The sequence below is a fragment of the Natronospira proteinivora genome (assembly GCF_024170465.1).
Lineage (GTDB): Bacteria > Pseudomonadota > Gammaproteobacteria > Natronospirales > Natronospiraceae > Natronospira > Natronospira proteinivora.
On record NZ_JALJYF010000002.1, the window covers coordinates 762,396 to 781,008 of the forward strand.

Here is an 18,613-nt window from a genome sequence, read left to right on the forward strand (position 1 = left end):
TGGCTTGCGTATAATCCGGCAGCCATAAGGTGACAGGCCAAGGCCTTTCGGGAGTCGATGATGGGTATTGAAGAAAAGCAGGATGATAGCCGCTGGTTCACCGAACGGGCCGACGAGGCCGGCATGGGGCTGCAGCTGCGTATACGCGGGAAGCTGCACGAGGAACAAAGCGATTTTCAGTTCCTGGAGATCTACGAAACCGAATCCTTCGGTCACCTGATGGTGATTGACGGTTTCGTGATGCTCACCGAGCGAGACAACTTCGTCTATCACGAAATGATGACCCACCCCGTGCTGTTCACCCATGCCCGGCCACGCCAGGTGGCCATCATCGGCGGGGGTGATTGCGGCAGTCTGCGGGAAGTCCTGCGCCACGATACGGTGGACTCGGTGACCCAGGTGGACATTGACGAGCGGGTAACACGCTTGTCGGAGCAGTATTTCCCGGAACTCTGCGAATCCAACAACGATCCGCGGGCCCGGCTGCTATTTGATGACGGCATTGAATGGATGCGTCAGGCTCCGGATGCCAGCCTGGATGTAATCATCGTGGACAGCACCGACCCGGTGGGCCCCGGTGAAGGCCTGTTCAATCGCGCCTTCTATACCCAGTGCTACCGGGCCCTGGCCGATGGCGGGATACTGATTCAGCAGAGCGAATCTCCCCTGCTGCATCTGGACCTCATCCAATCCATGCGGGAAGCCATGAGTAACGGCGGCTTTGATCAGCTGCATACCCTGCAATTCCCCCAGCCCACCTACCCCAGCGGTTGGTGGTCGGCCACCATGGCCCGCAAAGGCGATCAGGGGCTGGAACAGTTCCGGCGGGGAGACGCAGCAAAGCGCCGCTTCCCGACACGCTATTACTCAGCCGAGGTGCATGCCGGTGCGCTGGCCATGCCCCCCTTCTTTTGTCAGGCCATGGCGCGCTAAGGCGTAAACGGCGGGCCCTAAGTCTTAGTCACAATAGTCATCAATCTGGCGCTGAAGGCGGTCCATCTCAGCCTGGGCCACTTCAGCTTCCAGCTCTTCCTGCTCACCCTGGTCATTGATTCGATACAGGACATCGGCGTCGCGGTACTCGGCCAGGCGCTCTTCCATGCCTTCGCATTCGGCCTCGCTCAGACGGGGTCCCGAACGGTCACTATCAGCATCCTCGTCTTCATCCTCTTCCTCGGCCAGGGCGGCCGGACCGCTGCGAATCTGAACCCGCTCGCTGTCACGTTCATCTTCCGGCGGTGTATCGGTGAAGTGCACATTGCCTTCATCGTCTACCCAGCGATAGACCTCCTGAGCGGAAAGACTGCCTGCCAGAAGGCAAAGAAAGATTCCAATTATCAACAATCGCCTGTTCATGATGCCCCCTATAGTGCATCGCCATCGGTCTCGCCCGTGCGAATACGGATTGCCTGGGCCAGTTCATAGATAAAGATCTTGCCATCACCGATCTTGCCGGTTCGGGCGGCGTCGGTAATGGCCTCCACCACCGATTCGGCCATGTCGTCGGCAACCGCCACCTCGATCTTCATCTTGGGCAGGAAATCCACCACATACTCGGCACCACGATAGAGCTCTGTATGCCCCTTCTGTCGGCCGAAACCCTTGACCTCGGTCACAGTGATCCCCTGGACCCCCACTTCCGACAGCGCTTCCCTTACATCATCAAGTTTAAAAGGCTTGATGACCGCCACCACCATTTTCATAAATTCAACGCTCCGGAGATTGTCAACAGGGTGTGTTCATTTTGCGAACTCTGTCCCGGTTTCGCAAGCAAGGCTTGGACGAAGCCGACAATATCCGGGGATGGGGGATTGGCTTTATACTGAGAGACGCCTGATCCAGCAGACCCCAGCGATCATGGCCGGGTGGCCCATGTGGCCGATACCAACGGCAAAGGAGAGGGAATATGGCTTTCGATCCCCGCAAACTCGACGAACTGGCCCGGCAGCTGGCCGGCAGCCTGCCCGAAGGCCTGCGTCACCTGCATAGCGATGCAGAGAAAAACTTCCGGGAAGTCCTGCAGGGCGCCTTGTCGCGCATGGATTTGGTGACCCGGGAAGAATTCGATGCCCAGTCGGAGGTCCTAGCCCGAACCCGGGCCAAGCTGGAGAGCCTGAGTGAACGCCTGGAGACCCTGGAGCAGGAATCCCGGGATACATAAGGGAACTTGCCCCCAAGGCATAACGCCCAACCACCGCATTCGATAGCAGACGTACTTGACTTAGGTGATTTGGTGAACTATAACAGCAGTATTGCTATTCTGAACACCATATCCCGGAGGGAAAGCGAATGGTCAAGCACTATCTGGCACTGAGTCTATTGGGCGGCCTGTTGCTGGCAGGCCCCGCTGCCGCCCATGAAGCCATCGATCTGGACGACGGCAGCGAGGTCAAGGGCAACCTGGAGACCCGTAACAGCCCTATTCGCCTGGGCAATGAGATCCAGGTGGAGGGCAACATCAACAGCCGCAACGGGGGCATCACCCTGGGCAACTCGGTCACCGCCCGAGACCTGAGCAGCCGCAACGGCCATATCCGGGTCGGCGACCAGGGGGAATTTCGTTCCCTGAGCACACGCAACGGCAGTATCACTCTGGGTAGCGGTACCCGCAGCGAAGACATTGAAACCCGAAACGGCAGCGTCCAGGTGGGCCCAAACAGTCGAGTGCGCTCACTGGACAGCCGCAATGGCTCGCTCACCCTCGGCGCAGACAGCGAAGTGGAACGGGGACTCATCACCCGAAACGGCGCCATCACCGTCGAGCAGAATGTCCACATCGGGGAAACGATCGAGAGCCGCAACGGACGCATCGAGCTGGCACAGGACAGTCGGGTGGGCGAGTCCATTCGGACGCGGAACGGCAGCATTCGTCTTATCGGCACGGAAGTGGGGCGCGACGTGGAAAGTCGGGGCGGCGACATCTCGCTCCAGTCCGGCAGCCATGTACAGGGCGATGTGACCATCGAAATAGACGCCGACAGCGGGCAGCGAAGCGGTGGCTTCCTCTGGTGGGGCAGAAGCAGCAATTATGCCGATGCCGGCAATATCGAGCTCAGCGGCGCCAGTGTGGTGGACGGCGAGGTCAAGATTCTGCTGCCTGCCGACTATGACGGCGAGACGCCGGTCCTGCGGGTGGATGGAGACAGTGAGATCCACGGCAGGCTGCTGCTGGACCACCGGGTCGAGCTGGAGATCGATGACAATGCCAGGGTGGGTGACATCGAACGCCAGCAACCGTAATGGCGGCTGAGCTGCTCCTTACAGGGCCACCTTCCGGTGGCCCTTTTTCGTGCTTGCCATATTTTTCCTACAAAACAGGGCGTTTACAGCGGACAGCAGCACCGTGATGGGACTGGCAAAATCCTTCCCGGCTGAACGAGCAACAAGAATGGGGGGAGGGCATGCGTCTAGCCACGGTTCGAACACGGGCATTGCTGGGAATCCAGTCGCCGGAGGTGCGGGTGGAGGTGCACATCGCCCGGGGCCTGCCCTCGCTGTCCATTGTCGGCTTGCCGGATGCCGCCATGCGGGAGAGCCGGGACCGGGTCAAGGCGGCCATCGGCAATGCCGGCTTCGAATTTCCTCGACGGCGGGTGGTGGTCAACCTGGCACCCGCGGATCTCCCAAAGGAAGGAGCGCGATTCGACCTGCCCATTGCACTGGGTATTCTGGCGGCGGCAGGCGAGATTCCAGCGGATGCGCTGGAGGCCTATTGCTTCCTCGGGGAGCTTTCCTTGTCAGGTACCTTGCGCCCCGTCAATGGCGTTCTCCCCGCTGCCTGTGCCTGCGGACCGGCCGGCCAGCAACTGGTGGTTCCCGAGGGTAATGGCAGTGAAGCGGCCCTGGCCGCCGAGACCGACAGTCGAGTAGCGGACCACTTGCTAACTGTGGCCAATGCCCTGATCAAGGACAGTGCCTTGCCCAAGACGGAACCGGCCGTGGCCGACAAGCCGGCCCGGGTGGCGGATCTTGAGGATGTGCGGGGCCAGCACCAGGCACGGCGGGCCCTGGAGGTGGCGGCGGCCGGGGGCCATTCGCTGCTGTTTTTGGGCCCGCCCGGTACCGGCAAATCCATGCTCGCCGCCCGCCTGCCCGGCATCCTCCCTGAAATGGATGACGGGGAGGCTTTGGAAGCCGCCGCCGTGGCCTCGGTAAGCGGTGAAGGCCTGGACCCGGCTCGATGGCGGATACGCCCCTTCCGTTGCCCTCACCACACGGCCTCGGGGGTCGCCCTGGTAGGGGGCGGCTCGCAACCACGTCCCGGGGAAATCTCCCTGGCCCACCGTGGGGTGCTGTTCCTGGATGAGTTGCCGGAATTCAGCCGCAAGGTACTGGAAGTCCTGCGCGAGCCCCTGGAAAGTGGCGAGATTCATATTTCCCGGGCTGCACGCCGTGCCACCTTCCCGGCCCGTTTCCAGCTGGTGGCGGCCATGAACCCCTGCCCCTGCGGCTACCAGGGCGACCCTATCAAGGCCTGTCGCTGCACCGAGGAACAGGTGGAACGTTACCGCAATCGGATATCGGGCCCCCTGTTGGACCGGATCGACCTGCAGGTGAGTGTGCCGCGCCCGGAACGGGAATTACTGCGTCCAGACGCGCCCCCGGGGGAATCCAGCGCGGCCGTGCGCGAACGTGTAATGGCCGCCCGCCAGCGTCAACAACAGCGGCAAGGCTGTCTCAATGCGGCCCTGGACAATGGGGGTATTGCTGCCCATTGTGTGCCGGATCCGGCGGGCGGGCAGCTGATCGAACAGGCCACCGAACGCTTTGGGCTGTCCGGGCGGGCCTACCATCGCATCCTGCGCCTGGCGCGAACCCTGGCCGACCTGGAAGGCCTCGAGGGGATCCATGCCGGCCATGTGGCGGAAGCCATTCAGTATCGCAGCCTGGATCGTCGAGAAGCCACGAACCCGGACCCGGCGATGGACGCCTGAAACCACCCGGCGGGCCTCAGCCCCCCGGCAAACCATCCGTGTGCTGGACCTCATAGTGGGTCACATCGGTGGGCATTTCCACCAGGTAGTCCTGCTCCTTGCTGTGATAACGGGCCCGGTCGGCGCGCCCGCCGGTAAAGGCCTCAATCGCTTCACGGCTATCCCAGAGAGTGAGGATCACAATCTCACTACGATTATTCGGGAGATCCCGGGTCATGACCATGACGCCGTGGTTACCTTTCAAACCGGTATGGGCCTTGATGCCTGTTTTTTCCATGTAAGCGAGGTATTCGTCCCGCTTGGCTGTAGGGGTCACGCCGCGCCATTCCCGAAGAATCATGAGAGCTCTCCTCCAATACCGGCTGTAGCAGGGGTTTCAGCTTAGCATCCCTGCAGCGGATGCAAAGTCATCTGCCAAGCCCTATCCTGTACGAGTGTCGAAAACCAACGCAACCCGAACCTCAATCCCAAAGGGGCGGCTAGATGCTGAAGAAACTGGAAGAAAAGCTGGGACTAAAAATGATTCCGGCGGTCTTTTTCACCTCCGCCATTCTGGCCATTGTCTTTGTCGCTTTTGCCGCACCGCTCAATGAGCCGGTTGCCGCCTTTTTTGACGAAGTAACCGGCTGGATCTCCACTTACTTCGGGTGGTTCTACATATTGAGTGTAACCGGGCTACTGGGCTTTCTGATCTGGGTGGCCATGAGTCGTTACGGCACCATCCGCCTGGGAGGAGATGATGCCCGGCCTGAGTACAGCACTGTTACCTGGTTCACCATGCTGTTTGCCGCTGGCATCGGCACCATCCTGATGTTCTGGGGGGTGGCCGAACCCATGACCCGACTGGCCTCCCCGCCGCTGGAAGGGGTGGACCCGGGCAGCCGGGAAGCGGCCCGTCTCGCCATGAGCATTTCGCTTTACCATTTCGGCCTGCATACCTGGACAATCTTCACCCTGCCGGCCTTGGCCATTGGCTATTTCGCCTACCGCCATGAATTGCCCATGCGCATCAGCAGCATCTTCTATCCGGTGCTGGGTGAGAAAATTTATGGCCCCTGGGGCTGGACCATTGATGTCATCGCCCTGCTGGGCACACTCTTCGGGGTAGCGGTCTCCGTAAGTCTGGGTACGTTGCAGCTGAACAGCGGCCTCAATTACCTGGTGGGGCTGCCCACCAACCAGCTGTCTGAATTCGGCATTATCGTGGTGATCACCGTGCTGGCCACGATCTCGGTGGCCCTGGGTCTGGACCGGGGCATTCGTCGACTGTCCCAGTTCAATATCGCCATCGCCGTGGCGCTGATGCTATTCATCTGGCTGGTGGGCCCCACCCTGTTCATTACCAAGGGCGCGGTGGAAAGCGTGGGCAATTACATCCAGGACCTGCCCTGGATGGCCTTCTGGACCGAAACCTTCCAGGACAGTGACTGGCAACGAGGGGCAACCGTATTCTACTGGGCCTGGACCATCGCCTGGGCGCCCTATGTGGGCATCTTCATCGCCCGAATCTCCCGCGGACGCACCATTCGGCAGTTTGTGGCGGGGGCCCTGGGCGCACCCACGCTGTTCACCGTGCTCTGGTTTTCCAGCTTTGGCCTGGCAGCCATCAACCTGGAACTGGATCGGGGCGTGGATCTGGCCCAGCAGGTCCAGGAGGATGTCCCGGTGGCCCTGTTTTCCTTCCTGGAACAATACCCTTGGGCCCTGCTGACCTCCCTGGCCAGCGTCATTATCATCGCGGTTTTCCTGACCACCTCGGCGGATTCGGCGGCCCTGGTGGTGGACTTGCTTTCCCGCCGCGATGACCAGCCATCCCAGATTCGCCAGCGGGTTTTCTGGACATTGATGCTCGGGGGTGTGGCCGCCACCCTGCTACTGGGTGGGGGTCTGGAAGCCCTGCAAAACGTCATCATTACCCTGGGCCTGCCTTTCTGTGCCCTGCTGGTCTTCATGGCCTTCTCTCTCTTGCGGGCCCTGCATGCCGACCACCTGGGCTACTCCCTGAAAGATCTGGCCGAAGGTCGGACACCGAAAATGGAGCCCATGGGGGACCGTCCCATTGGCAAAGACAGTGGCTCGGAACCCTTTATGGAAGACCGCAGGGACCAGGAGAAATGATCCTGAGATCTCCCCACCGGACCCGGCCATAAGCCGGACCTGAATTCAAGCCTCCCGCCGGCACGGCGGGAGGCGTAGAATTCACGCCCATGTCCTCCCTCGAATCACAATTAAACACCCTGAACCCGGAACAGCGGGCGGCAGTGACCGCCATTGATGGGCCCGTGCTGGTACTGGCCGGTGCCGGTAGCGGCAAGACCCGGGTCATTACCCACAAGATTGCCTGGCTGCTGGGTGAGTGTCAGGTGCCCCCCGAACGGGTGGCCGCCGTAACCTTCACCAACAAGGCCGCGCGGGAGATGAAGGAACGGGTGGGCCGCCTGATTCCCGCCGAACGAGCCAAGCACCTGATGGTATGCACCTTCCACACCCTGGGTCTGAGAATCATCCGCGAAGAGTACAAGGCCCTGGGGCTCAAACGCGGTTTCAGCATTTTCGATGCCGAAGACAGCCGCAACTTGATCCGGGAATTGCTCAAGGGAGATAACCGGGATGCCCAGGATGTGATTGATGTGGTCCAGTGGCGGATTTCCGGCTGGAAATCCGCCCGGGTAGGCGCGGAACAAGCCGTGGGTCTGGCCGAGAACAACCAGGAACTGATGGCAGCCCGGATCTATGCCCAGTATGAACGGCATCTGCTGGCCTACAATGCGGTGGATTTCGACGACCTGATCGTCAAGCCGGTGCATCTTTTCGCGGAGAACGCCGAGATTCGGGATCGCTGGCAGAATCGCTTTCGCTATCTGCTGGTGGATGAGTATCAGGACACCAACGGGGCCCAGTATGAACTGCTCCGCCAGCTCACCGGCCCCCGGGCGGCTTTTACGGTGGTGGGGGATGACGACCAGAGCATTTACGCCTGGCGGGGCGCCCAGCCAGAGAACCTGGCCAATCTGCAAACGGACTACCCCGCCCTCTCGGTGGTCAAACTGGAACAGAATTTCCGGTCCACCTCCCGGATTCTGCGGGTGGCCAACCAATTGATCGCCAATAACCCCCATCTGTTCGACAAGCAGCTCTGGAGCCGCAAGGGCGAAGGTGACGATATTCGCGTGGTGCCCTGCAAGGATGGCTTCGGGGAAGCGGAACAGGTGGTGGCAAGAATCCTTCAACACAAGATGGAGCGGGGTTGCAGCTGGGGCAATTACGCCATCCTCTACCGCGGCAATCACCAGGCCAAACCCTTCGAGAAGATGCTGCGGGAACACAATATCCCCTACCACATCTCTGGTGGGCAGAGCTTCTTTGACCGGGCCGAAGTGAAGGACACCGTGGCCTATCTGCGACTGCTGGCCAATCCGGATGACGATAGCGCCTTCCTGAGAGTCATCAATGTACCCCGGAGAGAAGTGGGCGCCACCACCCTGGAAAAGCTGGGGGGCTATGCCCGGGAACGGGGCATCGGCCTGTTCTCCAGCTGCCTGGAGTTCGGCCTGCATCATGTGCTCCCTGCCCGCACTGCCCAACGCCTGGAGGAATTCGCGGTCTGGCTGGGCAAACTGGGCGAAGAAGCGGAACACAGTGACGAGCCGGTCCAGATCGCCCGTCGGCTGATTGAGGAAGCAGGGTACCTGGATTGGCTGGAGGAAACCGCCCGGGACCCCAAGGCCTTTGAACGACGCAAAGACAATCTGGAAGAGCTGTTCAGCTGGATGGGCAATATCGCCAAGCGGGCCGACGGTGATATCGACCTGACCGGCATCCTCAATCACATGAGCCTGATGGACATGCTGGACCGATCCGGCGATGACCCCGGGGATGCAGTCAGCCTGATGACCCTGCACGCTGCCAAGGGCCTGGAATTTCCCCATGTCCATCTAGTGGGCATGGAAGAGGAGCTGCTGCCCCACCGCAACAACCTGGAAGGGGAAGGCCTGGAGGAAGAGCGGCGTCTGTTCTACGTGGGCATTACCCGCGCCCAGGAGGAACTCACCCTCACCTATGCCCGCAAGCGCCGCCGCTACGGCGAGGACCTGGATTGCACACCCAGTCGTTTTCTCGAGGAACTGCCCGAAGAAGATCTGCACTGGGCCGGCCGTACCCCGGAAGACCCGGAGAAAAAGAAGGAAACCGGCCGCAGCCATGTAGCCGGCCTGCGCAGTCTTTTAGCCCCGGAGACTTGAGTGTTTGGTAGAGGGATTTAGGCGTTAGAAAGATTTAAAGGCGAACACGAAGGTCACGAAGGGAAAATGGCTGGCAAACATCCCGGCAATCGTGGCGATTTGGGTAATGCCAGCTTTGTTGGGGAACACGGAGTACACGGAGGAGCACGGAGATCACGGAGGGGACTTTTTGTGGGAGGGCCTTTCCAGGCCCGACTGACTCAAGGCTTTGAAGTGTACGGGTTCGTTTTTTGTATTCTTATTCTCCGTGTCCCTCCGTGGTTCTCCGTGATCTCCGCGTTAAAAAAAAACCAAACCCTCTATACACTCCGGGACCCAATCGCGGATAAATCCGCTCCTGCGGGGACGGGACCGCCAGCCAATTCTTCCTTCGTGTCCTTCTGCCTTTCTTCGTGACCTTCGTGTCAGCTTTTTTGAGCCCGCAGTTTCCCCCAAAACCTAATCCGCCAGGCATAAAAAAACCCCGGCGGATTGGCCGGGGTTTTGATGCTGCTGGGCAGTGAGTCGCTTTAGTCGACTTGCTCCAGCATGTAGTCCAGGGCGGCGGCGACCTGTTCGTCGCTCAGGTTGGGATTGCCGCCCTTGGCGGGCATGTAGCCGGCATCCCCCTGGAAGCCCTCGATGGAATGCTCCAGGAGGGTGTCATAGCCCTTGTCCAGGCGGGCCGCCCAGGCACCATCGTCGCCGGTCACCGGCGCACCTGCCACGCCCTGGCCGTGACAGGTGGTGCAAGCCTGATTGTAGACCTGCTGGCCATCCACCTCGCCTTCAGCCTCGGCCACGGCATCGTCCTCATCGGACACCGGATCCACGGTGGCAATGTCGACTTCACATTCTTCTTCCTGCCCCTTCAGGCAGAGCCGACCCTCCGGTCGGATTCGCTCAGCCAGTTGGGACTGAGCATCCACCGTCTGGACATGGCGGTCAGCAATGGTGCGGTTGGCCACCATGTTGGAGATGGCGTAGATCACCACCGTGAACACGATCAGTGCGGCCAGCACCATCATGAAAGTATCAAAAAAATTGCGGTCTTCTTGCTCGGACACGATCGCTACCCTTGAAAGATTCCGGGGCCCGCCGGGGCCGGTGTTTGGAGACGGACGATGGGAGCCGTGGCTCCAGAAAATCAGGCGCAAGTATAAACCGAAAGGGTCCCGGGGAGGAAGCGACAGGGCAATTTGGCGGCAGATTCAGCCCCGCAGGGCGCCGGGGGCATGGACGCCAAGGCTCCAGGGCGCTACACTATGCCGCTCTCAAAGCGCCCGTAGCTCAGCTGGATAGAGCGTCGGCCTCCGAAGCCGAAGGTCGCAGGTTCGAATCCTGCCGGGCGCACCAAGTATTTTCGACGAAGCCTCCGCCCAGTGCGGGGGCTTCGTTGTATCTAACGCCCGGATTCGAACCTGCGACCATTCACAATGATAGGTTCGAACAGCTTGCCGGGAGCAAGCTGTCGCAGGGCCGCAGGCCCTGTCCCGCAGCGAAGCGGAGGGACGAGCCCCAGGACGGGGCTCGCAATCCTGCCGGGCGCACCACGATTTGTTAACGAAGCCTCCGCCATTTGCGGGGGCTTCGTTGTGTCTAATCTCGCCATCCCGGAAGGGTGGGGCTAAAATAAGGGTTAGGAACCTTCCGGGGAGCACAAAGAGCGGTGGATATCCAGGGTATCCAAGGTGGCGGCTACTATCTCGGCCCGGCTCGACAGGGTCAGGCCCAGCCCGTGGCCAAACCGCCGGAGATCATTCCACCCCGCCAGAGCGATCATGCCAATCAGGCCATCGACGTCCCGCGCAATCCGGGGCTTGGTGAGGCGCAACAATCGCTTCGGGCCAACACCCTGGCACTTCAGGTGCGTACCGACACACCCATGGCCGACCGCAGGCTGGCCGAAGCCGAACCCCAGGCATCTTCAGAGCGCCTCGTGGATACCCTGGACCGTTTCGGTGTCATGCGCGAACCCGCCGAGCAGGGCCAGCTCATCGATACCCGGGCCTAGGGCCCGGCTCCATCCTCGCAGTCAGTCGCGCTCAAGCAGCCAATTGCCCAACTCCACCATGCCATCCACGCCGCCGGCATTGGACAGGTCGGTGACATAGCGGCCGTTGATGACCAGGGAAGGCGTGCTGCGAATGGAGAAGCGGCGGGCCAGATTCTCCGCCCGGCGGAGCTTGGAATCCACCTCAAAGGAATTGAACGCTTCGTCAAAGGCTTCGGGATCGGCACCTTGCTCCACGAAGAATTCCCGCATGGAATCTTCATCATTGATCTGTCGGCGCTCCTCATGCAGAGCGGTGAACATGGCCCCGTGGATATCGTCTACCATATCCAGGGCTTCGGCCACATAGAAGGCCTTGCCATGGGTACGCCACTGGGGATTGAGCACGGCCGGTACCCGGACGAAAGCGACATCATCGGGCAGGCTATCCTTCCATTCTTCCGCAGCCGGCAGGAAGGCATAGCAACCGCCGCAGCCGTACCAGAAGAACTCCACCACTTCCTTTGGCTGATCGGAGAAACGATGCTCCCGGTCAGCGATCTGATAATGGGTGTCCTCCTGATAGCTCTGGGCCATGGCCAGGGAAGGCAACAGAAACAATGCGGCAATCAGGCTGAGACTATTCTTGAACATGGTTTCCACTCGATTAAGGGATCAGCTGAGGAAAAGATTCTCCGGGTATCAGGCCCCGGCTCAGGATAAAAGGTTCCCACAATAGAGTGCTCGGGCCAAGTCGGCCCGCCACAAAAAAAGCCCCGGTCAGCTGGCCGGGGCTTTCAAGGCGGACAACAAACCGGTCTGGATCAGTAAAGGCCCTGAATATACTCGGCCACCGCCTCGATTTCCTCGTCGCTCATGCGGGCGGCAATATCGCGCATCATGCCGGCCCGGTCGGTGCTGCGCTCACCATCACGATAGGCCTCAAGCTGCTCGATGGTGTACTGGGCATGCTGGCCACTCAACATGGGGTAATTGGCCATGGGCACACCTTCACCACGCGGACCATGGCAGGCAATACAGGCGGTCACGCCGGTTTCCAGGTTGCCTCCGCGATAGATTTTCTTGCCGGCTTCGCCCAGCTCTTCATCAGCACTGCCCACCTGCGGGACCTGCTGAGCATAGAAAACGGCCAGATCCTTCATGTCCTGATCGTCCAGATTCTGGACCTGACCCATCATGACCGCATCATCCCGCTCACCGCTCTTGTAAGCCTTGAGCTGTTCATAGGTGTATTTGGCATGCTGACCGGCCAGTTTGGGCCATTCCGGATTACTGCTATTGCCATCCGGACCATGGCAGGCCGCGCAGGCGGTGCTGTTGGCTTCACCCGCCTCGGCATCCCCATCCACCATGGGATCGGCGCTGGCGGAACCGGCCAGGGAGAGGGCAAAGGCCCCGGCGAGAAGGTACAGTGTCCTCATCGTTCTTCAGGCTCCTGATTTTGCCCGCGCGACCGCGGGGCAGACAAAACGGGAATTCAAAGATCGGGTATTGTACACAAAACCTCGGCCTGGGACCGCAACCGAAATGAAAGCCAATCGCAATCCGCTGAAATCTGCCGAATTCCTGATCAGCGCCGCCCGCGCCGCCCAGTTCCCAGATGAGGACAGCCCGGAAGTGGCCTTTGCAGGCCGCTCCAATGCTGGAAAGTCGAGCGCGATCAATCGCTTGACGGAACAAAAGAATCTGGCCCGGACCTCCAAGACCCCCGGCCGGACCCAACTGATCAACTTCTTCCAGCTGGCCAACGGGGCCCGCCTGGTGGATCTGCCCGGCTACGGCTTCGCTAAAGTGCCGCCCGCAGTGAAGGAAAAGTGGGCGCGCTTGATCGACAGCTATCTCCAAAAGCGCCCCCAGCTGGCGGGCATTATCCACATCATGGACGTCCGCCACCCCATGAAGCCCTTTGATGAGCAGATGCTGGCCTTCGCCAGTCAGATCGACTGCCCCATCCATATCCTCATGACCAAGGCCGATAAGCTCAAGCGGGGCCAGCAGGCCCGTCAGCTCCAGATTGTCCGCAATGCTTTGGGTGAGGCCGCCAGTGTTCAATTGTTTTCGGCGGAAAACGGGCAGGGTCTGGAGGAAGCCAGATCGATTGTCGCTGGCTGGCTGAAAACAGAGACAGGATTCAGGCCTGAGGATTGAAAGGCTTGCCGGCTTTGCGCTAGGCCACGGGCCAGTCTCGACCCCAGACGCTCGCATCCATGCCCGCAAAGAACTGACTGCCCCCCATACGGCCCTCCGTTTGGGGGGTTCTCTCCCCTACCGACTCTGTCTCACGATAGTCGAGCGGGATGCCTGCCTCGACTCAATTTGGGCTGCCAAGCCTACCGGCAGCTCGTCAGCCGGTCGAGAGCGGAGAGCAGTCTCGGCACAGACATTCTTCAAAATGGGGAGCTTTCCATGTCTTATCTCAGCCAACCTCGCTCGCGAAGGGCTTGCACGAGCGTTCTTGCAATCGTGGCAGCCGGCCTGGTCGGGCCGACAATGGCCGATGTACCCAACACCTTTCAGGCGGGCGACACCGCCAGCGCCGCCGATGTCAACGAGAACTTCTCGGCCATGGCGGATGCCGTTAGTGATCTTTCCTCGGAACTGGAAGCGCTGGCGAGCGAGAACGAGTCGCTGAGCGATGAAGTTGCCGCCTTGCAGGATGCGTTAAGCGATCTTGAGACCGAGAACGCCGCTTTGGAATCAGCACTGGTTGACGCGGAGGCTGAAATCGCCAGCCTGTCGTCAAATCAAGCTGATTTGACCGGCATGGTCTCGGGCCACTCGGACGAGATCGATAGCCTCTGGGCGGAAACAGATGCCTTGGAGAGTTCGCAGAGCACCCTGGGTGACGAGGTCACCGTGCTTTCGGACGACTCCTCTGACCAGGGTGATCGCATCACCGATATTGAAGACAGTGAACTGTTCGAACGGGAAAACTTCCTGGTTGATCTGGATGAGTTCCTCGAAGTCCACTTCAGCGCCCCCACCGATACCGCGCTTGAAGGGCCAATCCTGCGCCTGACCGGGGCCAACTTTCAGATCATCAACGAGTCCCAGGAACAGGAAACCCCCGACGGCACCGGTAATCTGGTGGTTGGTTTCGCCACAGCACGTGAGACCGCAGTTGTCGGTATCGAGTCCATCTGCTCGGACGGCGAACACGACAATCAGACCGATTGTGAAGCCGCTGGCGAGATCTGGGCGGACGACCACAAGAGCGGTTCCCACAATATTGTGGGTGGCGACCAGCCGGCCTTCTCGCAGACCGGCGGACTGGTGGTCGGTGCAAACAATGCGATCAACAGCGAGTATGCAACCGTGACCGGGGGCGGAAATAATCTGGCCAGTGGTAGACAATCCACGGTCAGTGGTGGCGGTTCCACCGGCTCCGACGGCGGAAACATCGCCTCTGGACTGCGATCAGCCATCAGCGGTGGTGCAGCCAATCACGTAAGCAATAGGAGCTCGACAGTCAGCGGCGGCATCCGAAACGAAATCACGGCAACTAACGCAACAATTGGCGGTGGTAATGACTGCACCGTTTCGGGCTCATCAAGCTGGGGCGCGATGGACAGCGACGATAACCCGCTGGGAGATTGCTGATGCGTAACAGAAGCGATAGTCGAACCCTGTTGGCAAGTGCGCTATTGGCATCCTTGCTGATGCTCGGCGCCTGTGCCGATGGTGATCTAGACGATGAGGCCGGAGTCGACCCAGGGGAGGAAGACAGCAACTGCGTCTGGGGCGAATCCGAATGGGATGATTGCGACTGGAGCTAGCTACAGTCGCAATCGCCGAGTAAAACCGAGGCCGGGGTGGCATTTGCTGCTCCGGCCTTTTTTGGGTGTGGTTATTTTGGTTGTGGGAGTGCGCCCCGGAAGTCGCGGTGAATTCCAGACCGGAAGCGGCTCCCGCCGCTTTCGTCGCGGCAAGAATGCCGCTCCCACGGCTTCTGGATGTAGAGAGAGGCCTTGTTCCGCCGGTCTGGCGGCAGTTCGAGTGGCCGGTGGTCTGAGCGTGCGCCTCGCGCCGCCCTGGACTGAGGCCCGTAGCAGCGCTACGGGCCGAGGGAAGGGCAAGTGAGGCGTGCGCTCAGACCACCGGGCGCCGAACAGCGTGATCGCCCGGCAAACAATAAGCTAACTAATGTCGATTGCAGGCAATTCCTGGCATTGGGTCGGCCGGAGCCGAGCGGTCCCGCCTGACCGGCGGAACCGCAAAAAAAATTGCCCCGGCCTGGGGAGGCCGGGGCAAAAAAGGGCCCGGTGTCAAAAGGGGGAAAAACACCGGGCCAGGCGACGTCCGGCTTGGGGTGAACCGAACGTCTCCCACTCAGGGAGGGGAGTGGGCGAGCACCTTGCGATGCTCACTGGGTATGATGGGGCCGGTTTGGAAAAGTTCCAGGTCGGACTAAAAAATTTTTCTCTTATGCCGGGCGATCTCCAGGGGCCGGCGTGGAACCGCTTAATGCGCTTCTTCCCAGTCCACACCAGACTCGGCATCCACCCGCAGGGGCACGGACAGCTCAGCGGCTTGGCTCATGCGTTCGGCAACGGCCCGGCAGAAAGCGTCGGTCTGCTGTTCCGGCACCTCGAAGACCAGTTCATCGTGAACCTGCATGATCATCCATACCTCGGGCCACTCATCACTTAACCAGGCGGCCACATCAAGCATGGCCCGCTTGATGATGTCGGCGGCCGAGCCCTGCATGGGGGCGTTGATGGCGGTGCGCTCGGCGTATTGGCGGCGCTGGCCGTTGCGGGAATTGATCTCGGGAAGATACAGGCGCCGGCCGAACACGGTTTCCACATAACCCTGCTCATGGGCCTGGCGACGGGTCCGATCCATGTACTCGGCCACTCCGGGATAGCGCTCGAAATAGCGGTTCACGTATTCCTGGGCACTCTGGCGTTCGATGCCCAGCTGACGGGCCAGGCCCCAGGCGGACATGCCGTAGATGAGGCCGAAGTTGATGGCCTTGGCGGCCCGTCGCTGATCGGGCGCCACCGCCTCGGCCTTGCCGCCGAAGACCTCGGCGGCGGTGGCACTGTGAATATCCAGGTCCTGTTCAAAGGCCTTGAGCAAGCCCTTGTCGCCGGAGAGATGGGCCATGATCCGCAACTCGATCTGGCTATAGTCGGCGGCCACCAGGCGCTGACCTTCGGGGGCGATAAAGGCCTTGCGGATGCGCCGGCCCTCGGCCCGGCGAATGGGGATGTTTTGCAGATTGGGGTCGGAGGACGACAGCCGCCCGGTGGCCGCCACCGCCTGATGATAGGAGGTATGTACCCGGCCTGAACGGGGGTCGATCATCTGGGGCAGCTTGTCGGTGTAAGTGGAGCGTAGCTTGGACAGGCCCCGGTGCTCGAGAATCATATGCGGCAGTTCGTGACTGACCGCCAGTTCCTCGAGTACGTCTTCCGCGGTGGAGGGCTGGCCCTTGGGGGTTTTGCGCACCACCGGCAGCTCCAGGTCTTCGAACAGGATCTTTTGCAGCTGCTTGGGTGAGCCCAGATTGAAGTTCTGCCCGGCCAGGTCGTGGGCCTGGCGTTCGATGGCATCCATGCTGTCCTTGAGCTCGGCGCTTTGCTCGCGGAGCTTGTCGGCATCCACCATCACGCCGCGTTCCTCCATGCCCTGCAGGATGGGCACCAACGGCATTTCCAGGTCTTGATACACCCGAGCCAGATTGGGAATGGCTTCCAGCCGGGGCTGGATGGCCTGGTGCAGGCGCAAGGTAATGTCGGCATCTTCCGCCGCGTAGGGCCCGGCGGTGTCCAGCTCAATCTGGTTGAAGGTCTTCTGCTTTACGCCCTTGCCGGCCACCGCCTCATAGCTGATGGGCGTGATCCCCAGGTACTTCTGGGCCACGGAATCCATGTCGTGGCGGGTGGCGGTGGAATCCAGCACATAGGAGGCCAGCATGCTGTCGTGACGGACCCCGGCCAGACGGATGCCGACACCGGCCAGCACATGCATATCGTATTTAATGTGATGACCCACCTTGGCCAGATTGGGATCCTCCAGCAAAGGCTTGAGCTTTTTCAGGGCGGTGGCACGGTCGATCTGCGTAGGGGCGCCTTCGTAATCATGGGCCAGGGGCAGATAGGCGGCCTCGCCGGGCTCAATGGCGAAGGACAGGCCCACCAGTTCGGCCTGGCGGTAGTGGATGCTGGTGGTCTCGGTGTCCACCGCCATCAAGTCAGTCTGCTTGAGGCGTTTGATCCACTCGTCCAGCTCGGCTTCCTTGAGCAGGACCTGGTAATCGTTGTTTTCTTCAGCTGCCCCGGCGCCCGCCTGATCGGGGCTCGCGGTGACGGCATTGCCGCTGCCTTCATCCAGCTCCCGCAGCCAGCTGTTGAATTCATGACTGCGATAAAGCTCGCGCAGGGTAGCCACATCGGCCTCACCCAGCTTGAGGTCGGATTCGCTCACCCCCATGTCCAGATCCAGGCGGATGGTGGCCAGCTCCCGGGACAGCTTGAGCTGCTCGATGTTCTCCCGCAGGCTCTCGCCCACCTTGCCCTTGACCTCATCGGCCCGGGCCATGATCTGGTCCAGGTCGCCGAATTCCTTGAGCCATTTGACGGCCGTCTTGGGGCCCACCTTGGGCACGCCGGGGATGTTGTCGGACTTGTCCCCCACCAGGGCGAGATAATCGATGATCCGCTCCGGCGGGATGCCGAACTTTTCCTCCACCCCCGCCCGATCCATGAACTTGCCGGTCATGGTGTTCACCAGGGTGATGTGCTCATCCACCAGCTGGGCCATGTCCTTGTCGCCGGTGGAGATCAGCACCTGTTGCCCCCGGCTGGCGGCCTCCCGGGCCAGGGTGCCGATCACATCATCGGCCTCGACGCCGGATTCCCGCAGCAGGGGCAGGCCCAGGGCCTCGACCATGCTCAGCAGGGGATCGATCTGATCGCGCAGGTCGTCCGGCATGGGGGGTCGATGGGCCTTGTAGTCTTCGAACAGCTCGTCCCGGAAGGTCTTGCCGGGCGCATCGAAAACCACGGCGATATGGGCATCGGCGTAGTCCTTACGCAGACGGCGCAGCATATTGCCCACGCCATAGACAGCCCCGGTGGGCCGGCCATCGGCGGTGGTCAGCGGCGGCAGGGCGTGAAAGGCGCGATAAAGATAGGAGGAGCCGTCCACCAGCACCAGATCCGGCTGCTTCATCCCTCTGTCTCCTGGTCGTTTTCTTCTTCGTTGTCGGTCTCGTCGTTGTCTTGTTCAACTTCCTGATTCTGCGGTTCCTCGGGCTCGGGCAGGAAGAGATCCCCCCGTTGGCCACAGGCGGTGAGCAAAAGCAGCAGGAACAACAAAAGGGCCGCGCGCATGAATCCTCCGGAAAGCCGATCGACAAGGCATCCAGTATAACCCCCGGCCACCGACCCGAGTCATCCGCCGCGGGCTCGTGGGGGCAAATTTGGATCATTTGCACA

At 60.9% G+C, this 18,613-nt stretch carries 18 protein-coding genes and 1 tRNA gene; 11 read left to right on the forward strand and 8 right to left on the reverse strand.

Annotation, left to right across the window (positions count from 1 at the left end):
• Positions 1 to 60 precede the first annotated feature (60 nt).
• Positions 61 to 933: a polyamine aminopropyltransferase gene (gene speE / locus J2T60_RS10555; RefSeq protein WP_253449697.1), complete on the forward strand. Its 873-nt coding sequence runs from the start codon at positions 61 to 63 to the stop codon at positions 931 to 933.
• Between the two features lie 24 nt (positions 934 to 957).
• On the opposite strand, the gene J2T60_RS10560 is transcribed toward speE, so the two are convergent.
• A complete protein-coding gene (locus J2T60_RS10560; protein ID WP_253449699.1) occupies positions 958 to 1,356 on the reverse strand; it encodes a DUF4124 domain-containing protein in 399 nt (132 codons plus the stop codon).
• 8 nt (positions 1,357 to 1,364) lie between these two features.
• Positions 1,365 to 1,703 carry a P-II family nitrogen regulator gene (gene glnK, locus J2T60_RS10565; protein ID WP_253449701.1) on the reverse strand — a complete coding sequence of 113 codons (339 nt, stop codon included), beginning with the start codon at positions 1,701 to 1,703 and terminating at the stop codon, positions 1,365 to 1,367.
• Between the two features lie 203 nt (positions 1,704 to 1,906).
• On the opposite strand from glnK, the gene ubiK reads away from it, so the two are divergent.
• The 3 genes from ubiK (at position 1,907) to J2T60_RS10580 (ending at position 4,934) form a co-directional block, all read left to right on the forward strand.
• On the forward strand, positions 1,907 to 2,161 hold the full coding sequence (gene ubiK, locus J2T60_RS10570) for a ubiquinone biosynthesis accessory factor UbiK (protein WP_253449704.1): 255 nt from the start codon (positions 1,907 to 1,909) through the stop codon (positions 2,159 to 2,161).
• Positions 2,162 to 2,289: 128 nt separating this feature from the next.
• On the forward strand, positions 2,290 to 3,240 hold the full coding sequence (locus J2T60_RS10575; protein ID WP_253449707.1) for a DUF4097 family beta strand repeat-containing protein: 951 nt from the start codon (positions 2,290 to 2,292) through the stop codon (positions 3,238 to 3,240).
• A gap of 161 nt (positions 3,241 to 3,401) precedes the next feature.
• Positions 3,402 to 4,934: a YifB family Mg chelatase-like AAA ATPase gene (locus J2T60_RS10580; protein ID WP_253449709.1), complete on the forward strand. Its 1,533-nt coding sequence runs from the start codon at positions 3,402 to 3,404 to the stop codon at positions 4,932 to 4,934.
• A 16-nt stretch (positions 4,935 to 4,950) separates the two neighbouring features.
• On the opposite strand, the gene J2T60_RS10585 is transcribed toward J2T60_RS10580, so the two are convergent.
• Entirely contained in the window at positions 4,951 to 5,274 is a 324-nt protein-coding gene (locus tag J2T60_RS10585; protein ID WP_253449712.1) for an antibiotic biosynthesis monooxygenase family protein, read from the reverse strand.
• A gap of 143 nt (positions 5,275 to 5,417) precedes the next feature.
• Between J2T60_RS10585 and J2T60_RS10590 the strand changes: the two genes are divergently transcribed.
• On the forward strand, positions 5,418 to 7,052 hold the full coding sequence (locus J2T60_RS10590; protein WP_253449716.1) for a BCCT family transporter: 1,635 nt from the start codon (positions 5,418 to 5,420) through the stop codon (positions 7,050 to 7,052).
• 89 nt (positions 7,053 to 7,141) lie between these two features.
• A complete protein-coding gene (locus tag J2T60_RS10595; RefSeq protein WP_253449718.1) occupies positions 7,142 to 9,175 on the forward strand; it encodes a UvrD-helicase domain-containing protein in 2,034 nt (677 codons plus the stop codon).
• A gap of 509 nt (positions 9,176 to 9,684) precedes the next feature.
• Here J2T60_RS10595 and J2T60_RS10600 read toward each other — a convergent pair.
• On the reverse strand, positions 9,685 to 10,221 hold the full coding sequence (locus tag J2T60_RS10600) for a c-type cytochrome (protein WP_253449721.1): 537 nt from the start codon (positions 10,219 to 10,221) through the stop codon (positions 9,685 to 9,687).
• Between the two features lie 212 nt (positions 10,222 to 10,433).
• On the opposite strand from J2T60_RS10600, the gene J2T60_RS10605 reads away from it, so the two are divergent.
• Positions 10,434 to 10,510: transfer RNA gene (locus J2T60_RS10605), tRNA-Arg, on the forward strand.
• Between the two features lie 313 nt (positions 10,511 to 10,823).
• Entirely contained in the window at positions 10,824 to 11,168 is a 345-nt protein-coding gene (locus J2T60_RS10610; RefSeq protein WP_253449723.1) for a hypothetical protein, read from the forward strand.
• 21 nt (positions 11,169 to 11,189) lie between these two features.
• Here the strand turns inward: J2T60_RS10610 and J2T60_RS10615 are convergent, their stop codons facing one another.
• Positions 11,190 to 11,801, reverse strand: coding sequence for a thiol:disulfide interchange protein DsbA/DsbL (locus tag J2T60_RS10615; RefSeq protein ID WP_253449726.1), 612 nt, complete (start codon positions 11,799 to 11,801; stop codon positions 11,190 to 11,192).
• A 170-nt stretch (positions 11,802 to 11,971) separates the two neighbouring features.
• The gene (locus J2T60_RS10620; RefSeq protein WP_253449730.1) at positions 11,972 to 12,589 is read right to left on the reverse strand and encodes a c-type cytochrome; all 618 of its coding nucleotides are present in this window, start codon (positions 12,587 to 12,589) and stop codon (positions 11,972 to 11,974) included.
• Positions 12,590 to 12,695: 106 nt separating this feature from the next.
• Here J2T60_RS10620 and yihA point away from each other — a divergent pair, with 106 nt between their 5' ends.
• From yihA to J2T60_RS10635, 3 genes are all read left to right on the forward strand, one after another.
• Positions 12,696 to 13,316 (forward strand): ribosome biogenesis GTP-binding protein YihA/YsxC, encoded by a 621-nt coding sequence (gene yihA, locus J2T60_RS10625; protein ID WP_253449733.1) that lies wholly within the window; start codon positions 12,696 to 12,698, stop codon positions 13,314 to 13,316.
• Between the two features lie 258 nt (positions 13,317 to 13,574).
• A complete protein-coding gene (locus J2T60_RS10630) occupies positions 13,575 to 14,768 on the forward strand; it encodes a hypothetical protein (protein ID WP_253449736.1) in 1,194 nt (397 codons plus the stop codon).
• Entirely contained in the window at positions 14,768 to 14,944 is a 177-nt protein-coding gene (locus J2T60_RS10635; protein WP_253449738.1) for a hypothetical protein, read from the forward strand. The genes J2T60_RS10630 and J2T60_RS10635 overlap by 1 nt, the downstream gene beginning before the upstream one ends.
• Positions 14,945 to 15,629: 685 nt before the next feature.
• On the opposite strand, the gene polA is transcribed toward J2T60_RS10635, so the two are convergent.
• Positions 15,630 to 18,347: a DNA polymerase I gene (gene polA, locus J2T60_RS10640; protein WP_253449741.1), complete on the reverse strand. Its 2,718-nt coding sequence runs from the start codon at positions 18,345 to 18,347 to the stop codon at positions 15,630 to 15,632.
• The gene (gene lptM / locus J2T60_RS10645; RefSeq protein WP_253449744.1) at positions 18,344 to 18,508 is read right to left on the reverse strand and encodes an LPS translocon maturation chaperone LptM; all 165 of its coding nucleotides are present in this window, start codon (positions 18,506 to 18,508) and stop codon (positions 18,344 to 18,346) included. The genes polA and lptM overlap by 4 nt, the downstream gene beginning before the upstream one ends.
• Positions 18,509 to 18,613: the final 105 nt, after the last annotated feature.

Bases quoted from the DNA above. Each gene is read 5' to 3' on its own strand.
- speE (WP_253449697.1), top strand. From the start codon at position 61: ATGGGTATTGAAGAAAAGCAGGATGATAGCCGCTGGTTCACCGAACGG.
- J2T60_RS10560 (WP_253449699.1), bottom strand. From the start codon at position 1,356: ATGAACAGGCGATTGTTGATAATTGGAATCTTTCTTTGCCTTCTGGCA.
- glnK (WP_253449701.1), bottom strand. From the start codon at position 1,703: ATGAAAATGGTGGTGGCGGTCATCAAGCCTTTTAAACTTGATGATGTA.
- ubiK (WP_253449704.1), top strand. From the start codon at position 1,907: ATGGCTTTCGATCCCCGCAAACTCGACGAACTGGCCCGGCAGCTGGCC.
- J2T60_RS10575 (WP_253449707.1), top strand. From the start codon at position 2,290: ATGGTCAAGCACTATCTGGCACTGAGTCTATTGGGCGGCCTGTTGCTG.
- J2T60_RS10580 (WP_253449709.1), top strand. From the start codon at position 3,402: ATGCGTCTAGCCACGGTTCGAACACGGGCATTGCTGGGAATCCAGTCG.
- J2T60_RS10585 (WP_253449712.1), bottom strand. From the start codon at position 5,274: ATGATTCTTCGGGAATGGCGCGGCGTGACCCCTACAGCCAAGCGGGAC.
- J2T60_RS10590 (WP_253449716.1), top strand. From the start codon at position 5,418: ATGCTGAAGAAACTGGAAGAAAAGCTGGGACTAAAAATGATTCCGGCG.
- J2T60_RS10595 (WP_253449718.1), top strand. From the start codon at position 7,142: ATGTCCTCCCTCGAATCACAATTAAACACCCTGAACCCGGAACAGCGG.
- J2T60_RS10615 (WP_253449726.1), bottom strand. From the start codon at position 11,801: ATGTTCAAGAATAGTCTCAGCCTGATTGCCGCATTGTTTCTGTTGCCT.
- J2T60_RS10620 (WP_253449730.1), bottom strand. From the start codon at position 12,589: ATGAGGACACTGTACCTTCTCGCCGGGGCCTTTGCCCTCTCCCTGGCC.
- yihA (WP_253449733.1), top strand. From the start codon at position 12,696: ATGAAAGCCAATCGCAATCCGCTGAAATCTGCCGAATTCCTGATCAGC.
- J2T60_RS10630 (WP_253449736.1), top strand. From the start codon at position 13,575: ATGTCTTATCTCAGCCAACCTCGCTCGCGAAGGGCTTGCACGAGCGTT.
- J2T60_RS10635 (WP_253449738.1), top strand. From the start codon at position 14,768: ATGCGTAACAGAAGCGATAGTCGAACCCTGTTGGCAAGTGCGCTATTG.
- polA (WP_253449741.1), bottom strand. From the start codon at position 18,347: ATGAAGCAGCCGGATCTGGTGCTGGTGGACGGCTCCTCCTATCTTTAT.
- lptM (WP_253449744.1), bottom strand. From the start codon at position 18,508: ATGCGCGCGGCCCTTTTGTTGTTCCTGCTGCTTTTGCTCACCGCCTGT.